At 73.1% G+C, this 18,270-nt stretch carries 15 protein-coding genes, 1 tRNA gene and 1 riboswitch; of the genes, 8 read left to right on the forward strand and 8 right to left on the reverse strand.

Annotated features, from left to right (window positions below):
• Positions 1-28: 28 nt before the first annotated feature.
• From OG904_RS00090 to OG904_RS00100, 3 genes are all read right to left on the reverse strand, one after another.
• The gene (locus tag OG904_RS00090) at positions 29-940 is read right to left on the reverse strand and encodes an aldo/keto reductase (protein WP_405486082.1); all 912 of its coding nucleotides are present in this window, start codon (positions 938-940) and stop codon (positions 29-31) included.
• Positions 941-997: 57 nt separating this feature from the next.
• Positions 998-2,269, reverse strand: coding sequence for a serpin family protein (locus OG904_RS00095; protein ID WP_405486084.1), 1,272 nt, complete (start codon positions 2,267-2,269; stop codon positions 998-1,000).
• A gap of 76 nt (positions 2,270-2,345) precedes the next feature.
• A complete protein-coding gene (locus OG904_RS00100) occupies positions 2,346-3,677 on the reverse strand; it encodes a glycoside hydrolase family 18 protein (protein ID WP_405486086.1) in 1,332 nt (443 codons plus the stop codon).
• Positions 3,678-4,054: 377 nt separating this feature from the next.
• Between OG904_RS00100 and OG904_RS00105 the strand changes: the two genes are divergently transcribed.
• The 3 genes from OG904_RS00105 to OG904_RS00115 all read left to right on the forward strand — a co-directional run bounded on the left by OG904_RS00105 (position 4,055) and on the right by OG904_RS00115 (position 5,923).
• On the forward strand, positions 4,055-4,801 hold the full coding sequence (locus OG904_RS00105; protein ID WP_405497670.1) for a DUF3626 domain-containing protein: 747 nt from the start codon (positions 4,055-4,057) through the stop codon (positions 4,799-4,801).
• A gap of 265 nt (positions 4,802-5,066) precedes the next feature.
• Positions 5,067-5,795, forward strand: coding sequence for an ankyrin repeat domain-containing protein (locus OG904_RS00110; protein ID WP_405486088.1), 729 nt, complete (start codon positions 5,067-5,069; stop codon positions 5,793-5,795).
• A gap of 54 nt (positions 5,796-5,849) precedes the next feature.
• Positions 5,850-5,923, forward strand: a tRNA-Trp gene (locus tag OG904_RS00115).
• A gap of 84 nt (positions 5,924-6,007) precedes the next feature.
• Here OG904_RS00115 and OG904_RS00120 read toward each other — a convergent pair.
• Positions 6,008-6,556, reverse strand: a complete 549-nt coding sequence (locus OG904_RS00120; RefSeq protein ID WP_405486090.1) for a GNAT family N-acetyltransferase — start codon at positions 6,554-6,556, stop codon at positions 6,008-6,010.
• A gap of 97 nt (positions 6,557-6,653) precedes the next feature.
• Positions 6,654-7,376: an SDR family oxidoreductase gene (locus tag OG904_RS00125; RefSeq protein WP_405486092.1), complete on the reverse strand. Its 723-nt coding sequence runs from the start codon at positions 7,374-7,376 to the stop codon at positions 6,654-6,656.
• Positions 7,377-7,623: 247 nt separating this feature from the next.
• Here OG904_RS00125 and OG904_RS00130 point away from each other — a divergent pair, with 247 nt between their 5' ends.
• The 5 genes from OG904_RS00130 to OG904_RS00150 all read left to right on the forward strand — a co-directional run bounded on the left by OG904_RS00130 (position 7,624) and on the right by OG904_RS00150 (position 13,354).
• Positions 7,624-8,703 carry a helix-turn-helix domain-containing protein gene (locus OG904_RS00130; RefSeq protein WP_405486094.1) on the forward strand — a complete coding sequence of 360 codons (1,080 nt, stop codon included), beginning with the start codon at positions 7,624-7,626 and terminating at the stop codon, positions 8,701-8,703.
• 2 nt (positions 8,704-8,705) lie between these two features.
• A riboswitch (cobalamin riboswitch) is annotated at positions 8,706-8,847 on the forward strand.
• 35 nt (positions 8,848-8,882) lie between these two features.
• Positions 8,883-9,887 (forward strand): ABC transporter substrate-binding protein, encoded by a 1,005-nt coding sequence (locus OG904_RS00135; protein ID WP_405486096.1) that lies wholly within the window; start codon positions 8,883-8,885, stop codon positions 9,885-9,887.
• Positions 9,884-10,939, forward strand: coding sequence for a FecCD family ABC transporter permease (locus OG904_RS00140; RefSeq protein ID WP_405486098.1), 1,056 nt, complete (start codon positions 9,884-9,886; stop codon positions 10,937-10,939). The genes OG904_RS00135 and OG904_RS00140 overlap by 4 nt, the downstream gene beginning before the upstream one ends.
• 116 nt (positions 10,940-11,055) lie before the next feature.
• A complete protein-coding gene (locus OG904_RS00145) occupies positions 11,056-11,841 on the forward strand; it encodes an ABC transporter ATP-binding protein (protein WP_405486100.1) in 786 nt (261 codons plus the stop codon).
• Positions 11,819-13,354, forward strand: a complete 1,536-nt coding sequence (locus tag OG904_RS00150) for a PE-PGRS family protein (protein WP_405486102.1) — start codon at positions 11,819-11,821, stop codon at positions 13,352-13,354. Before OG904_RS00145 ends, OG904_RS00150 begins: the two co-directional genes overlap by 23 nt.
• A 109-nt stretch (positions 13,355-13,463) precedes the next feature.
• On the opposite strand, the gene OG904_RS00155 is transcribed toward OG904_RS00150, so the two are convergent.
• The 3 genes from OG904_RS00155 to OG904_RS00165 all read right to left on the reverse strand — a co-directional run bounded on the left by OG904_RS00155 (position 13,464) and on the right by OG904_RS00165 (position 18,223).
• Positions 13,464-13,853: a VOC family protein gene (locus OG904_RS00155; protein WP_405486104.1), complete on the reverse strand. Its 390-nt coding sequence runs from the start codon at positions 13,851-13,853 to the stop codon at positions 13,464-13,466.
• 260 nt (positions 13,854-14,113) lie between these two features.
• A complete protein-coding gene (locus OG904_RS00160) occupies positions 14,114-15,736 on the reverse strand; it encodes a N,N-dimethylformamidase beta subunit family domain-containing protein (RefSeq protein WP_405486106.1) in 1,623 nt (540 codons plus the stop codon).
• Between the two features lie 93 nt (positions 15,737-15,829).
• On the reverse strand, positions 15,830-18,223 hold the full coding sequence (locus tag OG904_RS00165; protein WP_405486108.1) for a polysaccharide lyase 8 family protein: 2,394 nt from the start codon (positions 18,221-18,223) through the stop codon (positions 15,830-15,832).
• Positions 18,224-18,270: the final 47 nt, after the last annotated feature.

Here is an 18,270-nt window from a genome sequence, read left to right on the forward strand (position 1 = left end):
TGGCCCGGCAGGATCCGAAAGGGGCGGCCTAAGCCGCTTCGAGCAGCGCGATCTCCTCGGGCGACAGCCGCAGCGCCCCGGCGGCGACGTTCTCGGCCAGGTGCCCGGGGTTCCCGGTGCCCGGGATGGCCAGGACGTGCGCGCCCCGGCTCAGGGTCCACGCCAGGCGCAGCTGGGCCGTGGAGACGCCGCGGGCCCGCGCGAGTTCGAGTACCGCCGGACCGTCCTCGGTGACCACCCCGGCCTCCCTTCCCGCGCCGGCGATCGCGAAGAAGGGGACGAAGGCGATCCCCTGCTCGCCGCACGCGTCGAGGAAGGCGTGCTCCCCGGCCGGGGAGCCGATCCCGTACGCGTTCTGCACGCACACCACGGGCGCGATGGCCCGCGCTTCGGCCAGCTGCTCCGGCCGTACGTTGGACACGCCGAGGTGGCGGATCAGCCCGGCCGTGCGCAGTTCGGCGAGCACCCCGAAGTGCTCGGCGATCGAACCGGGCGTCTGCGATCGCGGGGCGCGCAGGTTGACGACGTCCAGGTGGTCGCGGCCGAGCTGGCGGAGGTTCTCCTCGACCTGCCCGCGCAGTTGCCCGGGGGTGGCCCACCACCAGTTGCCGGACGGATCGCGGCCCGGCCCCACCTTGGTGGTGATGACCAGCTCATCGGCGTAGGGGGCGAGGGCCCGGTTGATGAGCTCGTTGGCGGAGCGGGTCGGGGAGAAGTAGAAGGAGGCGGTGTCGATGTGGTTGACCCCCAGCTCGACCGCCCGCCTCAGTACCCCGGTCACCCGGTCCCGGTCGCTGGGCGTGCCGTCGGCGAGGTGCGTGAGACGCATCGCGCCGAAGCCGACGCGGCGGACGGTGAGGTCGCCGAGCCGCCAGGTGCCGGAGTCGGCCGCGGTGGTGCCGTCCGCGATCCCGTGGGCGGGGGTTTGGTGCGAAGTCATCGGGTGAGCGTATCCCTCTCCGTGGGCCCGTCCCGAGGAGAGCCCGAGGGCAGGGCGTCAGCCGGCGGTGCCCCGGGGGGTTCCGCCCCACTCCTGCGCATCCGCGTCGGCCCAGTCCTCCGCTTCCCGCGCCGCGTGGTCCTCCTCCTCGTACCCGACGGGTTGCGCCACCCAGCCCCCGGCGAGGACCAGACGGGAGGTCCGGTGGACGGCGAGGAAGCCGAAAGGGCGGTGGAAGGCCACACCGGCCCGGCGGACGCGGTACCTCAGCCGGGAGCCGGGCGCGGCGCCGGCGACGGCGGCGAGCGCCGTCACCGCGGCGGCCTCGAAGCCTTCGGCGTGGAAGCGCGCCATGGCCGACTGCCGCGCCGAACCGATGGCCAGCGGGTCGGCGCTGATGCCCGGGAAACGGCCCCTGTCCGTGTCCGCGGCGCTCGCCAGCCCGAACAGCCCGGGGCGCGCCAGGAGATCGTGCTCGCCCGTCACCTCGAAGGCCACCGTCTTGATGTGCAGCCGGTCGCGGCGGTCGGCCGAGGGCACCTGCTCGATGTGCAGCCCCGGCCCCGGGCCGCCATCGGGGAGCGCGCCCGCGCCCGTCGAGGGAACGGCCCGGGTGACGGCCGCGATACCGGCACGGAGGGTCTGGCCCGGCGGAGCCTGCGGCTCGCCGAGGACGAGGTGGACGTCCACCCCGCCGTCTCCCACCACCTCCAGCAGGGTCACCGGCCCCGTGGGTGCCTGCGCCACGCGGACCCGGTCCAGGAGGGTCGTGGTGCGGGACAGCCCGAGTACGGGACCCCCGGCCCAGGGGCCTTCGTCCAGCCACGTGGCCCGGGACGTGAAGGGCCGGATCCACCGCAGACCGAGCGCCAGCGCGGAGGCGAGGACGAGGCGCGTGTCCTCGTCGACGCGTACCGGCATCCTCTCGATGAGGCCGCCGGTACGATCGGCCGCCCAGGCGTCCAGGGCCTTGCGGTCGGTGTCCCTGTCGCCCGTGAGGGTGCCCCGGGTGCCGGCGGGCAGCCCCTGCGACCACCGCTCCTCCAGCGGGAGGTCCCGCCGCGCCCACAGGCCGGTGGCCGCGCGCAGGCCACGTACGCCGTCCAGCGCGCTCAGCAGCTCCCGCGCGGCCCCGGCCGCCTCCCCGGCGGGTATGCCGAGGGCTTGCTCCAGCTCGGTGCGGGCCGGGCCGCCGGCGCCGTCGGCGAGGAGGGCCAGCAGCGGCCAGACCCCGGCGGCGGTGAACGCCGTGCCCGCGCCGTCCGTGGCCGCGTGCCCGGCCCAGCGCGAGGTGAGTGAGTTGACCGCCCGTACCGTTGTCGCCTTCATGCGGGGGAGCGTAAGGGTTGGGGCGCCGCCGGGACGGGTCATTTTCCACGGCCCGGCGGCGCTGTTCGGGGGCTGGTCAGTGGCCGCGCAGGCCCTGATCGACCGCGGTGATGAGCTCGCCGTCGGCGGTGTCCGCGTCCAGGGACCAGAACATCGCGCCGCCGAGGCCCTCTTCGCGGATGTACCGGGTCTTGGTGCGCAGCACCGTCGGGTCGTCGTACGTCCACAGGGTGGTGCCGTCGAACAGCCAGGCGCTGCCGGCCCGCCGGTCCCGGTAGACCTTGTACGCGCCCGAATCGGCCAGCTTCTTCAGCGCCTTGTAGTCCTCGTACCCGGCCGACCAGGTGGCCGGCGCCGGACCCGTCGCGGGCTGCCCCATGCCGTCCCCGCCGCCGCCGACACCGGTCCAGCCCTGCCCGTAGAACGGCATGCCCATCACCAGCTTGTCCGCGGGCGCGCCGCGCCGCAGCCAGGCGTCCACGGTGCCGTCCACGCTGAAGTCGTTCCTCGCGTACAGCGCGGACTGCTGGGCGGTGGTCTTCTCGCCGGAGACGTGGAAGTCGTAGCCCTGGAGGGTCACGAAGTCGAGGTCGCGCATGATCCGGCGGACGTCGAAGCCCGCGTCGATCTTGGCGGGGGCGGTCGGGACGAAGGCGGACAGCTCGTACTTCGATTTCCGCTTCTGGCTCCGGGCGTAGTCGTCGAGCTGCGCGCGGAACTCGCCGACCAGGGCCGCGAAGTTCTTCTTGTCCTCGGGGCGGTAGGTGGTGTCGGAGTCACCGGCCGAACCGGGCCACTCCCAGTCGATGTCGAACCCGTCGAAGATCCCGGCGGCCGAACCCGCGCCACCGCGGCTGCCGTCCTGCGGGAGGTTGCCCTTGATGTACAGGTCGATGCAGGAGGCCACCAGGGCCTTGCGGGAGGCCGGGGTGAGCGCGGCGTCCGAGAAGTGCGTGGACCAGCTCCAACCGCCCAGCGAGAGCAGCACCTTGAGGCCGGGGTGCTTGGCCTTGAGCTCGCGCAGCTGGTTGAAGTTGCCGGCGACCGGCTGCACCCAGTCGTCGGCGACCCCGTCCACGGAGTTCTCGGCGTCCAGCGGGCGGACGTAGTCGGCCCAGGCGTCGGCCTCACCGGGGACGTTGCCGGTGAAGCACTTGCCGTCCGCGCCGATGTTGCCGAAGGCGTAGTTGATGTGCGTGAGCTTGCTCGCGCTGCCGTTCTTCTCCAGGTCCTGGACCTGGAAGTCCCGCCCGTAGACACCCCATTGGGTGAAGTAGCCGACCTTCTTGTACGAGCGGCCGTGCCCGGAGTCGTCGTGCCCGACGCCGTCGTGGGCGGGCGCGAAGGCGGTCAGCAGGGAGAGGGAGCAGGCGGCGACGGCCAGCCTGCCGAGCATGCTGCGGCGCATGGGCTTCCTTTGCGGATGCGGGGAGTGGTGCCGGGGCGCGTGCGCTGTGCATGCGGAAACTATTGGTCTGGACCACAGTGGGTCAAGGGGGGCGGCGCGATCCGCCACGATCCGTCACGATCCGACTCGGCGGGGCCGTGCCGTTGAGTCGTGTGCCGGCGGCGTCTGCGGCCGCGTCCACGGCTGCGGGCATGGCTGCGTCCACGGCAGCGTCCAGGGCCGCGGGCTCGTCGAAAACCCACGTGCGTCGAACAGTGCCGTCCGTGCACACTCCCCGCATGGATGCTGACACTGCCGTATCGCCCCAGGAGAAGGCTCTGCGGCATGTCGCGGCTTCGGGCAGGGGAGGGCCGCTCGCCCGCGACCTGCGGGTCACGATGCACTTCCATCCCGATCGCCTCGCGGGGGACCGGCTGACCCTGGCCCGGATGGCGGAAGACGGTTTCTACCGGTCACAGTTCGTGACGGGCACGAGCAACGGTGGGCTGACCGCTCATCCCGGTGGTGACCGATGGCGCTGGGAGTGCCGCATCTTCGGCGGCGCGTACGACGACGTCCCCGCTGATCAGCGCCCCGTATACGGCGCGTTGAACCACCGCCGCCATCCGGTCGGTGGCGCACCGCGGTTCGGCTCCTCGTACTTCAGGCTCAACGCCGGGACCCTCGCTCGCACCACGTTCTGTTATCCCGACAGTTGTACCGAACCGTCCGACTTCGGCACGGCCGACAGCTGCTCGCTCATCGAGCTTGCCGAGGGCGACGCCCTGGATGCCCTGGACGATCACATCGAGGCGCAGATCCACGGACCGGTCGGGTTCGACCGTGACGTGGAGGCGCTGGTGCTGGATCCCAGCTACCGCGGCACGGACGTCGAATCTGCGGCTCATGACCTCCCGTGCCCCATCGAATGGCATCCCGGGTTCCGGCTCGGCGTGGCTGAACTGCGACGCCACCCGAGCTTCCGCGGACAGGAATGCGTCGATCTGGGTGCTGAGATCGCCGTTGACGGCTCGCTCGATCCCAAGGTCATCGGGGACGCCGCCCGTACGGGCCGATACGGGCTTCAGGACCTCAAGAAGGTCTGGCACTGCCTCGCCCGCTTCGGGCAGCGCACCACCTGCTGACCGGCAACACCGCCTCAGGGCCGTCCCGTACCCGTACCCGCTCCCGCACCCGCTCCCGTACCCGCTCCCGCACCCGCTCCCGCTCCCGCTCCCGCTCCCGCTCCCGCTCCCGCTCCCGCTCCCGCACCCGCTCCCGCTCCCGCTCCCGCACCCGCTCCCGCTCCCGCTCCCGCTCCCGCACCCGCTCCCGCACCGGTACCGGCACCGGCCCGTGCCCCGTGATGTCGACGCCGGCCGCGGCCGGCGAACTCGTAGCCTGGGCGGCATGCTCTCTCTCGCATCGGACGACCCGCTCGCCGTCGCCGTCGCGGCGGCGATCCGCGGCGGCGACCTGGACGGACTCCAGCGCTTGCTGGCAGAACACCCCGGGCTCGCCGGGGGCCGGATCGTGAAGCGGGGCGAGGCGGAGGGTGAGCGGAGCCTGCTGCACATCGCCGTGGACTGGCCCGGCCACCGCCCCCGGACCGCGGAGGTGATCCGTACCGCCGCCGGGGCCGACCCGGGGGCCCCGTTCATCGGCGCGCACGCCGAGACCCCGCTGCACTGGGCCGCGAGCAACGACGACGTCACCGCGATCGACGCCCTCGTCGAATCGGGTGCGGACGTCGACGCCCCGGGTTCGGTGCTGGGCGGCGGCGGCCCACTGGCCGACGCGAGCGGCTTCGGACAGTGGCGGGCGGCGCGCAGACTCCTCGAGCTCGGCGCGCGCCCCACCCTCCAGGACGCGGCCACCCTCGGACTGCTGTCCCCGGTCGAGGAGTTCGTCGCCGCGGGCGCCGCCCCCGGGGAGGTCAACAGCGCCTTCTGGGGGGCGTGTCACGGGGGTCAACTGTCCATTGCGCAATACCTGTTGTCTCAAGGCGCGGACATCAACTGGATCGGCTACGACGGGCTGACCCCGCTCGACGCCGCCCTGACCAGCGAAGACGAGCCGCTGCTCGGCTGGCTCCGGTCCTCGGGCGCCAGGACCCGCGAGGAATTTTCTCGCGGCTGATCGCCGAATTCAGTGGATCTTCGGCGTGCGCCATGACATGGTTGGTCCCACCGAAGGGGTGTAGCTCAGCTGGTCAGAGCGCTGGTCTCCAAAACCAGATGTCGCAGGTTCGACTCCTGCCACCCCTGCAAGATCAGATGGCAGACGCGAGTCTGCTCGCCCCCCGGCCGTACTAGGCCGGGGGGCTTTCCTGTGTCCGCCGGGGCGTGGGGCTACGCGGTCCGGATCGTGGCCGCGGGGATCTCGAAGACGAGCGTGATCCCCTCCTGTTCGTTCCCCTGCTCGCCGACGCGGGTGAAGCCGAAGCCTGCGATGGTGGCCAGGGAAGGGGTGTTGTCGGATCTGATACGGGCCCGCACGGTCCGGACGTCAGGGTCGGCGGCGGCCCTGGCGAGCAGCGCGGCCAGTATGGCGCGGGCATAGCCCTGGCGGCGGTACCCGGGCACGACGGTGAAGCCGACCTCGACCATGCCGGCCCCGTCCGGCGGGCCGTGGAACCCGGCGTCGCCGACCACGGTCCCGTCCGGCTCGGAGACCGCGGCCCGAACGGTCCACGGTGCGGCGGACGGATCCCTGGCGAGCTGGTCGGCACGGTAGCCGAAGATCCAGCGGGCCCGTTCACCCACGAAGTGTTCGTCAAGGACGGCCCCGGCCTCGGCGCTGCCGCCGGCGAGGTCGCCGTCGGCCAGCGCGCGCAGCGCCCTCTCGCTGAGCTCGAGGAAGCGGATGCGTCGGGGGGTGGGGAGGAGTTCGTTGTTCATCGCGGAGATGCTCGCCCGGAACCGGAGGCCTGTCCATTGCATTTACGCGGGGTGGGGGCCGTGCCCCTGGTTCGGGGCGGGGCGGGGAAGAGGTGGGTCAGGCCTGCTGGCCGGTGGAGGCGAGCACGATCTCGCGGATGGTGACGTTGCGGGGCTGCCCGTAGGCGTACGCGATCGCCTCCGCCACCACCTGGGGCGCGAGCGCACCACCCGCGGACTCCTTCCACGCCTGGTAGTCGCTCTTGATCCGCTCGTCGCTGGTGTGGGAGAGCAGCTCGGTCTCCACGGCGCCCGGTGCGATGGTCACCACCCGGACCCCGGTCGCGGCCACCTCCTCGCGCAGGTTCTCCGACATCGCGTGGACGGCGAACTTCGTCCCGACGTACGCCGCGTGGTTCGGAAAGGTCTTGCGGCCCGCGACGGAGCTGATGTTCACGATCGTGCCTGCGCCGCGCGCGATCATGCCGGGGAGGACCGCGCGGGTTCCGTAGAGCAGGCCCTTGACGTTGATGTCGATCATCCGCTCCCACTCGTCCACCGGCTGGTCGGCGATCCGCCCCAGCAGCATCGCGCCGGCGTTGTTGACCAGCAGGTCCACCGGGCCGAACCGCTCCTCGGCCGCGCGGACCGCCGCCTCCACGGCCGCCCGGTCGGTGACGTCGACCTTGAGGCACAGGGTGTCGGGCAGTCCGAGCTCCTCCAGCTTGTCCAGCCGGCGGGCGAGCAGGAGCAGGGGGTGTCCCTGGGAGGACAGCAGGCGGGCGGTGGCCGCGCCGATGCCGGAGCTGGCGCCGGTGACGACGACGAGGGGCTTCGCCATGGTGATCTTGATCCTTTGCGGGGAGGGGAGACGGGGGAGGGGTGGAGGGGCGGAGGGGTGGAGCGGGGACGCAGGGCGAGCGGGCTACCTCTCCAGGAGAGCACCGTCCGGCGGGCTCCACCGGCCGCCCCGGGGGTGGAGTCGTACCAGGGGTACGCAAGACCCCCCCCTTACAGCGGATCGGCCGCTTCCATTCCTGCCCGGGCGCCCCCGGCAAGATTCGGAAGGGACGGCCTAGCCTGGAGGGATGACCGTCACTGCCGGGCGCGAGCCCAATCCCGACCTGCGGGACTTCCTGCGCTCCCGGCGCGCCCGGATCGCTCCAGAGGAGATCGGCGCCGCCGCGCACGCGGGCCGGCGACGGGTGCCAGGGCTCCGCCGCGAGGAGGTCGCGCAGCTGGCCGGGGTCAGCGTCGACTACTACATCCGGCTGGAGCAGGGCCGCAACCTGCACGTTTCCACCGAGGTGCTCGACGCGGTGGCCCGTGCGCTACGGCTCGACGCCACCGAGCGCAGCCACCTCTTCGACCTGGCCCGGCCGCAGCGGGCCGACGGGCGCGGGTCCGGAGGCGGAGGCGGAAACGGCCACGGACATGGGCACGGGCTCGGGCTCGGGCTCGGGCTCGGGCTCGGGCTCGGAGATGGGCTCAGAGATGGGCCAGGACATGGGCCAGGACATGGGCTCGGGCATGGGCGCGGACACCAGCCGGGAAGCGACCCCGTACGCGGATCCGCGCCCGGAACCGTCCGCGCCGCCGGATCCACCGGAGCCGCCGTACCGCAGCGCGTGCGGGCCGGGCTGTACCGGGTGCTGGACGCCCTGGACGGCACCCCGGCGATGATCATGGGGCACCGGCTGGACGTCCTGGCCGCGAACCGGCTCGCCAAGGCCCTCTACACCGACTTCGACGCACTGGCCCACCGGGACCGCAACCTCGCCCGCTTCATCTTCCTCGACCCCGCCGCCCGCGAGCTCCTCGCCGACTGGGAGACCGGCGCGCGCGGAGCCGTCGCCGCGCTGCGGCTCTACGCGGGCCGGCACCCGTACGACCCCGCGCTGCGCCCCCTCGTCGACGAACTGTCGGAGAGCGACGAGGACTTCCGGCAGTGGTGGGCCGCGCACGACGTGCTCGAATACACCCACGGCACCAAGCGCTACCGCCACCCCGTCGTCGGTGAACTGGCCCTGGAGTACGAGTCCCTCACCCTCCCGGACGACCCCGACCAGGCCCTCTACCTCTACACCGCCGAGCCGGGATCCCCCTCCGAAGAGGCCCTGCGGACGCTCGCCTCCCGGACGGCCGACGCGCTGCACCCGAACGGATGATCGCACTCCGTATGGCAGAGTGGACCGGGTCATCCAGGCGGTGCAGGACAGGAATCCGGTGCGAATCCGGTGCGGTCCCGCCACTGTGACCGGAACCCCCAGGGGAACCGGAGCCAGACACTGACGCACCGCCTTTTCGGTTCGACCAGGGGACGCGGATCCCCCGGAGAGGCTTCGTCATGCCGTCGTACCCCCGCGCACTTCTGCGCGCGCTCCTGCCCGTCCCGCTCCTGATACCGCTGACCGCGTGCGGGGCCCCGGCGGGATCCCCGGCCGGGGCGAACGACGCGGCCGCGGGGGCGGGCGCCGCGCCCGGGTACCCGTACACCGTCACCAACTGCGGTGTCAGCAGCACCTATCAGGCGCCGCCGCGGCGCGCCGTCGCGATGAACCAGCACGCCACCGAGATCCTCCTGGCCCTCGGGCTGGAGGAGAAGATGGCCGGGACGGCCTACCTCGACGACGCCGTGCTGCCCGCCTACCGACCCGCCTACGACAAGATCAAGGTGCTGGCGAAGGAGTACCCCTCCAAGGAGGTCCTGCTCGGCGCCAACCCCGATTTCGTGTACGGGGGTTACTCCAGCGCCTTCGACAAGGCGCAGGGCCGCGACCGCGAGGGCCTCGCGAAGTCCGGCATCAACTCCCGGCTCAGCGTGGAGTACTGCACCGACGGGAAGGTCGGCCTGGAACAGCTCAGGACCGAGATCACCGAAGTGGCGCGGACCTTCGGTGTGCCCGAGCGCGGCGACAAGCTCATCGCGGACGAACAGCGCCGCATCGACGCCGTTCGCGGGCGGGTGAAGGACAAGGCCCGGCCCGCCGTCTTCGTCTACGACTCGGGCGAGGCCTCCGCCTTCACCTCGGGAGGCAAGGGCATCGGCAACGAGATCGTCTCGCTGGCGGGCGGGACGAACGTGTTCGCCGACCTCGAGGACACCTTCGGCGACGTGTCGTGGGAGAAGGTCATCGAGCGCAAGCCCGAGGTCGTCCTCATCTACGACTACGGCGGCACCACCGTCGAAGCCAAGAAGCAGCGCCTGTTGAACGACCCGGCGCTGGCGCAGGTTCCCGCCGTCAGGAACCAGCGGTTCGTCGTACTGCCGCTGTCCTCCGCGGTACTCGGCGTGCGCGTGGCCGACGCCGTGGAGTCGCTGGGCGGCGGGCTCCACCCCGACGCCGCGTGAGGCGTCGGTTCGCCCGCGCGTCCACCCGTACACCGCTCGTCCTGGCCGTACTCGCCGGCGCGCTGGCCGCGTCGGCCGTGGCGGGGCTGGCCCTGGGGCCGGTACGGATCCCTCCCGGCCAGGTGCTCGACATCGTGCTCGGGGGACCCGGACCGGGAGGGGGCGCGGGCGCCTTCGGGGCGATCGTGTGGGACGTCCGGATGCCGCGCGTCCTGCTCGGGGCCGTCGTCGGCGCGGGACTGGCCGTCGCGGGAACCGTGCTCCAGGCCCTCGTACGCAATCCGCTCGCCGACCCGTTCCTGCTCGGAGCCTCCTCCGGGGCCTCGGCGGGAGCGGTGCTGGTGATCGTCTTCGGCGCCGGGGTCCTCGGGTTCGCGGGCGGGGCCGCCGTACCGCTCGCCGCCTTCGCCGGGTCGATGGGCGCACTCGTCGCCGTCTACGCGATGGCCCGGCGCGGCGGCGCCATGACCACCGGCCGGCTGATCCTCGCCGGAGTCGCGGTGCAGTACGTCCTGTCCGCCCTGACCAGCCTCATCCTGGTGCTGGCCGCGCACCCCGACCAGATCCGCAGCGTGCTGTTCTGGACGCTCGGCGGACTCGGCGGGGCCCGCTGGGGCGAACTGGCCCTGCCCGCCGGCGCCCTGCTCCTCGGCACCGGGCTGCTGGTCGCCCTCGCCCGGCCGCTCGACCTGCTGCTCGCGGGGGAGGAGGGCGCCCACACGCTCGGCCTGGACACCAGCCGGTTCCGGGCCGCCGTCTTCGTCCTCACCTCGCTGGTCATCGGGGTGCTGGTGGCCTACAGCGGGGCGATCGGCTTCGTGGGGCTGATGGTTCCGCACGCCGCCCGCATGGTCGTCGGCGCCGGGCACCGGGCGCTGCTGCCGGTGGCCGCCCTGGGCGGGGCGGTGTTCCTGACCCTGGCCGACCTGGTGGCCCGTACCGCCGCCGCGCCGGAGGAGATCCCGGTCGGTGTGGTCACGGCTCTCGTCGGCGGACCGTTCTTCCTGTGGATGCTGCGCGGGTCCAGCCGGAGCGAAGGGGTCGTGGGATGACGGCGGGTAGGGCGGCAGGGGCGGCGCGGCCGGTCTCGGGGCCGGTCTCGGGGCGGCTATCCGGTCGGGTCTCCGGTCGGGTCTCCGGTCGGGTGTCCGGTACGGTCTCCGGTCCGGTGGAACTCGTCGTCGAGGACGTGCGTTATGAGATCGACGGGCAGCCGCTGCTGCACGGGATCGACCTCACCGCCCGCCCCGGCGAGACGGTCGGCGTGGTCGGGCCCAACGGCAGCGGCAAGACCACGCTGCTGCGCTGCGTCTACGGCACCCTGCGCCCGAGCGGCGGGCGCGTGGTGCTGGACGGCACGGACGCGGCCACGCTGGGGGTCAAGGACCGTGCCCGGCGGGTGGCGGTCGTGCCCCAGGACGCGGCCGGCACCTTCGGGCTGACCGTGCGCGAGGTGGTGGCCATGGGGCGCAGCCCGCACAAGAGGTTCTGGGAGCAGGACGGCCCGGACGACGTACGGCGCGTCGCCGAGGCCCTGGACACCGTCGGCGCGGCCGCGCTCGCCGGGCGCCGTTTCGACGGGCTCTCCGGCGGCGAGCGCCAGCGCGCCCTGGTGGCCCGCGCCCTGGTCCAGGACCCCGGCCTGCTCGCCCTGGACGAGCCGACCAACCACCTGGACATCCGCTACCAGCTGGAGATCCTCGGCCTGGTCCGCGCCCTGCCGGCCACCGGCCTGCTGGTCCTGCACGACCTCAACCTGGCGGCGATGTACTGCGACCGCCTGTACGTCCTGGCGGGCGGCCGCGTCGCCGCATCGGGCACCCCGGCGCAGGTATTGACGGAGCCGCTGCTGGCAGAGGTGTACGGGGTGCGCACCCGCATCGCCACCCACCCGACGACGGGCGCGCCGAGCATCGTCTACCTTCCGGAGGATGGGGAGCGAACAGGGCACTGACGTGCCGGACTGGGACGGGCTGGAGTTCGGGGAGGCGGCGGGGGATCGGCTGCGCCGGGCCCGTCGCGAGGGTCTGAGCATGAACCGTGCCGCGCCCGACGGGATCCTGGTGGGGCTGATCGGCGCCAGCGAGCAGCTGCTGCACCGGCCGGACCTGCCGCAGGCGGTGCTGGAGGCGGCGATCGGGCATCCGGACCGGCGCGTGCGCGGCGCTCTCGCCGAGTACCGGGGCGCCACGATGCGGTTCTCCAGGACCGGTACCCGGACCTGCGTCCCGCTGACCGCCGATCAGTGGTCCCGGCTCGTGCTGGGAGAGGCAGGCTCGCAGCGGAGGTACTTGGTGGCTGCCCTGGCGGCCGACGCCGGGGTGCCGTTGACGGAGGAGGCGTACGAGGCGCTGACCACTGCCGGCTCCCACGCGGTCAGGGCGGACGCCGCGAGCCTGCCCGGCCTGCCGGAGCGGCTGCTCGCCGCCCTGGCCCGCGATCCGGCGGCGACCGTACGCGCGGCGGTCTGCGGGGCGGCCTGGGCGGAGCTCGGGGACGAGGTGCGGGACCGGCTGGCCGCGGACCCCCACGAGACGGTGCGCAGGGCCGTCGCGGTGGCCCGCCACGAGGAGGTCCCGGTCACGGCCGAACTGTTCGACACCCTGCACGGGAAGTACGCCGCGGTGGAGGCCCTGCGGCTCGAACCGGACCTGGCGGCCCGGCTCTGCGCGGACGAGGAGCCCTCCGTGCGGCGGAGACTCGCGGAGAACCCGTACCTGGGCCCGGACCTGGTCGCCGTACTCGCCGCCGATCCGGAGCACGGCGTACGCCTCGCCGCATCGGTGCGGCCCGAGCTGACGGAAGATCAGCGGGCCGGCCTCCTGGCGGGCTTGGAGCTGGACGGGATGCGGCGCACGGTCCCGTGGGTGGTGGCCCTGCACGGCGACCCCGGGGCGATGCGGCGGCTCGCCGCCTCCGTCCATCCCGTGCTGCGGAGCAGTGTGGCGACGGCCCGGCGGCTGCCGGCCGATGTCGTGGAGCGGCTGGCCCGGGACGAGGACCGGGTCGTGCGGCTCTTCCTCGCGGAGGAGTGCGAAGACGCCCCGGCGGACATGCTGCTGGAGGTCTGGAACTGGTGGACCGGGAGCCTGTCCACGCCCGACCGGCCCTACGGCCACCCGAACTTCCCCGGCCGGGACCTCCTCCGCTACGCCGGGGATCCCGACCGGCGGCTGCGGCAGCTGGCGCTGGACGACCCGGACTCGACGGCGGAGCTGGTGGAACGCTTCAGCCGGGACGGGGACGAGGAGGTCCGGGCCCGGGCGGCGACCGACCCCCGGCTTTCCGCGGAGTCGGTGCTGCGACTGCTCGACGACCCGGACCCCTGCGTCCGACAGCTCGCCGCCCGGCACCCGCGACTGCCGGTGCCCGCCCTGGCCGGGCTGCTCGGCGACGAGCAGACGGCGAGGGCGGCGGCGCGGAACCCGGCGCTGCCGGAGCGGGTCATGCGGCGCATGCTCGACTGACTTGCCGACTTGCCGACTTGCCGACTTGCCGACTTGCCGACTTGCTGACCTGCCGGGCGCCGAGCCGCATCCGCATCCGCTCGGGGCGGTGGCGGACCCCGCTCCGGTGCTACTCCTTGAAACCGCCGTACGGCCGGGTGATCAGTTCCATGCCGTGCCCCGAGGGGTCCTGGAAGTACACGCCGCGGCCGCCGTCGTTGTGGTTGATCTCGCCGGGGTGCCGGCCGTGCGGGTCCGCGAAGTAGGTGATCTTCGCCCGCTGGATCCGCGCGAAGGCCTCGTCGAACTCGGTCTCGGAGACGAGGAACGCGTAGTGCTGCGGGGTGATGGACCCGTCCGGGACGGTCGCGAAGTCCAGGGTGACGCCGTTGGCGGTTTCGACGGGGATGAAGGGGCCCCAGGGCGCCCCGACTTCGAGGCCCAGGAAGTACGCCAGGAATTCCGCGGACTCCCGGTTGTCACGGGAGTGGATGATCGTGTGGTTGAGCTGGATCGTCATGAGTGGATGCCTCCGAAAGGCATGTCCCGGCACCTCCATGTCTCACCCAGCCGGTGACCGACACGCGATGCCGCGACATGATCCTAAACATCCCTTACGTATGGAGTCCAGGCCTTCCGAACCGCCCGGCGAGGTGCGGCGCCCCGGTGCGGGGGCGGCGCCGCCGGTCATCCGTCCTTCCTCCCCGAGGGCGAGGGCCTGCCCGACGCCGGTGCCGGCCCGGGCGCCGCACCCGTCTGAGCGGCCCTCGGGCCTCCGGATCAGCTCCCCGAACCCCCGTACACCGCCTTCACGTTGTCCTGCGCCGGATGCGTCCGTCCCGCCGGGCCCGCGGCGAAGGCGCGCAGCAGGTTCTCCGTCACCCGTGTGGTCAGGGCGCCCGAGCGTGCGTCCAGGCCGTGGTTGGCGCCGCTGCGGCCGTCGCCCTTCGCGTCGAGGGCCTCGACCCAGCGCATCGTTCCGGTCGCGAGGACGGCGGCGCCGCTCGGCACCGTGTAGTACGCCGTGTCCTGGTGGCTGGGACGGCCCTCGCAGACCACGGGGGAGTGGGCCAGGATCTCGATCGGGCGGGGGGTCGTGAAACCGGTGTTGACCTTGTCGTACTCCACGCCGACCAGGTGCGCGAACGTGTCGCCCGCCTTGGCGCCGGTGCCCTCGAAGAGCCAGTGGCCCGGGTTGGTCACCACGTACGGGGCGTCCACCGGGTAGCCGTCGTAGATCACGCCGAGCAGCGAGCTCTCCGGGTCCGCGGCGGGCGGGGAACGGAAGTCGACGGTGGCCGGGTGGCCGCGTTTGAAACCGGGGTCCTGGTCGTAGGAGGACTTGTAGCAGACCACCGTGCGGTCCGGTCCCAGGTCGGAGGCCTCCAGCCGGATCCGGCGGTAGCAGCAGTTCGCACCGAGGATCGCGATGTTGGTGCCGGCGTCCCGGGCGGCGGTGAAGTGCGCGCGCTGCTCGGGCGACCAGTACTCGTCGTGCCCGAGGGACAGGACCGCCGAAGCGCCTTCCAGCAGCCGCTTCTCCCGGGCCACGTCGGTGGTCGTCGTGTAGCCCAGGGGGATGCCGAGCCGCTCGGCGAGCGCGAGCAGCGGGGCCTCGTAGACGAGGAACAGGCCCGCGCCGTCGTCGTACTCGTAGGGCCGGTCGAAGGTCACGGCGAGCGAGCGGGAGGCGTAGCCGCCGCTGGGGCCGTCGTAACTGCCGTAGCCGCCCCACCGGTTGTACGCCTGCCAGGTCGCCACCGCGTTGACGACGACGGTACGTCCTGACGCGCCGGCGGACCGCACGGTGACGGGGACGAAGCGCTGGCCCTCTCCGCCCTGCGCGTCGAGGCGGAGCAGGTAGCAGCCTTCGGGCCAGTCCTTCGTCTCGACGGTGGCGCTACGGGTCCACCGGGTGCGGACCATGCGGGTCCCGGAATCCACCGTGTGGTCGGGCTGACGCACCCCGGGCAGGGCTTCGGACCGCCAGACCAGCCGGGCCCGGGCCCCGCCGTACCAGCCCATGCGGTAGGCGGAGACGGTGAACCGGGGCGCGGTGGTGGAGACGTGCAGGCCGAAGGGCTCGCCGGGCAGGACGCTGACCCTGTCGGCGAAGCCCTCGATGGCCCGCGCCGGCCCGGCCTTGGTGACCTGCCAGTCGGCGTTCCCCGGGCGGGCGTTCTCGGCCTTGACGTCGAAGCCGTGCGGCCCGTCCTTCTCCGGAGAGCCGGCAGGCTTGGGGCTCGGGCCGGGCCCCGCCCCCTCCGCCTCCCCGGCGTCCCCGTTCGCGCAGCCGGCCACGGCCCCCAGCCCGGCGGCGGTGGCCGCCGCCCCCGTCGCCAGGGCGAGGAACCGCCGCCTGCCCGCGCCTTCGCCGTCCCCGGCTATGTGCTCCTGATCCATGAAGGGCACGCTATGTCACCGTGTGGCCTACACATCTACCGCCCCGCGCTCGGCCGGGGATCCGGTCAGGAGAGCGCGCCCGGAGCCTGGAAGTCACCCCAACCGGACCACCACCTCCTGGCCGGCCCCTTCCAGCGCGGTGAGGCTGCCGAAGCCCAGCTGGAGCGTGGCCCCGGTGGTTGCCGAGACCACGCTCGCCGCCCGGGTCAGCACCTGGGCCACGGGCCGGTTCCACACCAAGGTCAGCGCCGTCAGGGTGCGGGTCGGGTCCGAGACGCGGAGCGCTGCCGTGCCGTCGCCGGGCTCCCGCACCGTCACCGAACACGGCGCGCTCGCCCACAGGGTGCCGACCGTCGCGGCCTGCCAGAAGTTGACCCCCGTGAAGCCGAGCGAGCCCACCGCCACACCCTGGGCGGTCACGTTGTTGGAGAGCACCGTGAGCCATCCCGTGGCGGCGGACCGCGCCGAGGTCTGGGCGGCCGAGGCGCCGGGCATCAGCTGGTAGACGTAACTGCCGCCGGCCGGATCCGTCCCGTGGTCGTACCAGAGGGTCAGGTACCGCCGGGTCAGGGCCGTGGTGGAGGAGCTCCGGTTGATATCGCTCCACCGGCCGGTGCGGGCCTCCCGCAGCGCCCTGAAGGTGCCAGACCCCGACATCACGTACCCGCCGAAGCCCGCCAGGTGCGCCCATCCGGGCCCGGGGAAGGAAGCGGTCCAGCCCAGGGCGGCCGGCTGGACCGTGCCGCCGACGGTCAGTGCGTGACTCCCGGCCGCGCCCAGATTCCGGTTGTCGATGACCGTATCGACCGCGGTGCCGTCGGTGGCACTGATCCCCGCGCCCAGGCAGACCACCGTGTCGTCCAGGAAGAACCACGATTTGCGGGCCGTGAGGGTGCTCCCCAGCCCCTTGAGGTGCTGGCCCACCGAGGCGAACTCTCCGTCCGTCGTACCCCCCACCCAGGTGGCGTCCGGCCGGGAGGCCCCCCAGTCGCCGCCCGCGCCGTCGGCGAGCACCTTGCGCGACACGGTCGTCCCCGGCAGCCGGTACGGATCGACCGTGGGCCAGAACGCGTCCGAGTACTGGCCGTTCCCGTAGCTGGAGCCCCACCAGCAGAGCATGCCGCTGCCGGTGTGCCAGCCGCGCAGGTTCTCGCCGTTGCCCGTCTCGTAGTGCGTGATCCGCTTCGAGGACATGGACAGGGAGGCCGCCCAGCCCGGCCGCCGGTGCGCCGCCCGGTCCATCGAGGGGAACAGCCGGTGCGCCACCGGTTCAGGCGCGGCCGTCACCGCGGTGTCCGCCGCGACCTCGGAGAGCCTGGCCAGGGCCGACAGGGTCTGCGTGGCATCCGCCGACGGGGGACTGTAGTAGTCCCGTGCCACCCAGCCCTTCACCAGGGCCCGCCAGCAGGCCCGTTCGGCACTGCTCGCGCCTTCGGCGAGGAGCAGGATCGCGGCGAGTACGGCGTGCCCGCGGGTGTGGTCGTCCGTCTGGATCCGGAGGGGATCGGCTACCTGGACGCCGCGGCTGGGCGCCCGCCCCGACACCGCGTCCATGATCAGCCCGTTGAAGAGGAACGGCGCCCACGCGTGCTCGACCGCGTCGAAGACGGTCTGCGCGCCGGGGTCCGTGACCTCCCACGCCGTCCCCTTCAACAGGCCGAAAAGCATGCCCAGTCCGCCGAGCATCACCGCCCCGTACGAGCCGGTGTACGCGACGTAGAAGTGCTGGACGAAGGATCCGTCCCGGTAGAGCCCGTCACCGGTGGTGACGTACGGGAAGACCGGTGAGAGCGCGTCCCGGGCCAGGGCGATCTTCGCGTCGTCCCCGCCGACCACGCCGCGCAGCGCGAGCACCCGGCACAGGTCCACCCGGTTCGCTCCGGTACTCGTCCCCGTGTACGCGCCGACCGAGGAATCGGGCACGAAATGGTCCACGGCGGCGCAGTAGTCCGCGAGCTGGGAGGCGGACAACTGGCCGTACATCAGGACGACGGTGTCGAGCAGCGCCTGTGGGGCGCCGATCTGCCAGCACCACCAGTTGCCGTACCGCGTCTGGCCGGCGTTGTAGGCCTGGGCGTGGAGATGATCCAGCCCCGTCAGTACGGCCGTGCGCAGTGCGGCGTCGCCGGTGAGCCCCGTCCCGGGCCGGACGTAGGCCTCCGCCATGCCGCGCAGCCGGTAGTAGCTCTGTGCCAGCCATTCGGGGTCCGTGGTGAACACCTGGTCGGGCCAGAGCGATCCGGTGGCCGGGGCCATGGCGGAGCGCCACTGCCCCGCCTGCGCGCCCAGTGCCGCCAGCCGGGTGCGGAACGGCTCCGCTGTGGGGGAGAACGGAGCCCCCAGGACGAGCCCCTGCCACACCGTGCGCATGGCCTCGTGGACCGATGTCACCGTCCCGGCGGCCGCCTGGAAGGCCGGAGTGCCGAGCAGCACCACACTTCCGCCCACCGCCGTGAGGAAGGCACGGCGGCTCCACACATCTGTCATCGCAGTCTCCTTTGACTGAAACGCTCCGGCCCCCCGGGTTGTCCGCC

Origin of the sequence: Streptomyces sp. NBC_00096 (assembly GCF_045041305.1) — a bacterium.
Classification (GTDB): domain Bacteria; phylum Actinomycetota; class Actinomycetes; order Streptomycetales; family Streptomycetaceae; genus Streptomyces.

Coding starts and splice junctions, on each gene's coding strand:
- OG904_RS00095 (WP_405486084.1), bottom strand. CDS start 2,269: ATGAAGGCGACAACGGTACGGGCGGTCAACTCACTCACCTCGCGCTGG.
- OG904_RS00165 (WP_405486108.1), bottom strand. CDS start 18,223: ATGACAGATGTGTGGAGCCGCCGTGCCTTCCTCACGGCGGTGGGCGGA.
- OG904_RS00110 (WP_405486088.1), top strand. CDS start 5,067: ATGCTCTCTCTCGCATCGGACGACCCGCTCGCCGTCGCCGTCGCGGCG.
- OG904_RS00135 (WP_405486096.1), top strand. CDS start 8,883: ATGCCGTCGTACCCCCGCGCACTTCTGCGCGCGCTCCTGCCCGTCCCG.
- OG904_RS00150 (WP_405486102.1), top strand. CDS start 11,819: ATGGGGAGCGAACAGGGCACTGACGTGCCGGACTGGGACGGGCTGGAG.
- OG904_RS00105 (WP_405497670.1), top strand. CDS start 4,055: ATGCACTTCCATCCCGATCGCCTCGCGGGGGACCGGCTGACCCTGGCC.
- OG904_RS00155 (WP_405486104.1), bottom strand. CDS start 13,853: ATGACGATCCAGCTCAACCACACGATCATCCACTCCCGTGACAACCGG.
- OG904_RS00120 (WP_405486090.1), bottom strand. CDS start 6,556: ATGAACAACGAACTCCTCCCCACCCCCCGACGCATCCGCTTCCTCGAG.
- OG904_RS00125 (WP_405486092.1), bottom strand. CDS start 7,376: ATGGCGAAGCCCCTCGTCGTCGTCACCGGCGCCAGCTCCGGCATCGGC.
- OG904_RS00090 (WP_405486082.1), bottom strand. CDS start 940: ATGACTTCGCACCAAACCCCCGCCCACGGGATCGCGGACGGCACCACC.
- OG904_RS00160 (WP_405486106.1), bottom strand. CDS start 15,736: ATGGATCAGGAGCACATAGCCGGGGACGGCGAAGGCGCGGGCAGGCGG.
- OG904_RS00100 (WP_405486086.1), bottom strand. CDS start 3,677: ATGCGCCGCAGCATGCTCGGCAGGCTGGCCGTCGCCGCCTGCTCCCTC.
- OG904_RS00130 (WP_405486094.1), top strand. CDS start 7,624: ATGACCGTCACTGCCGGGCGCGAGCCCAATCCCGACCTGCGGGACTTC.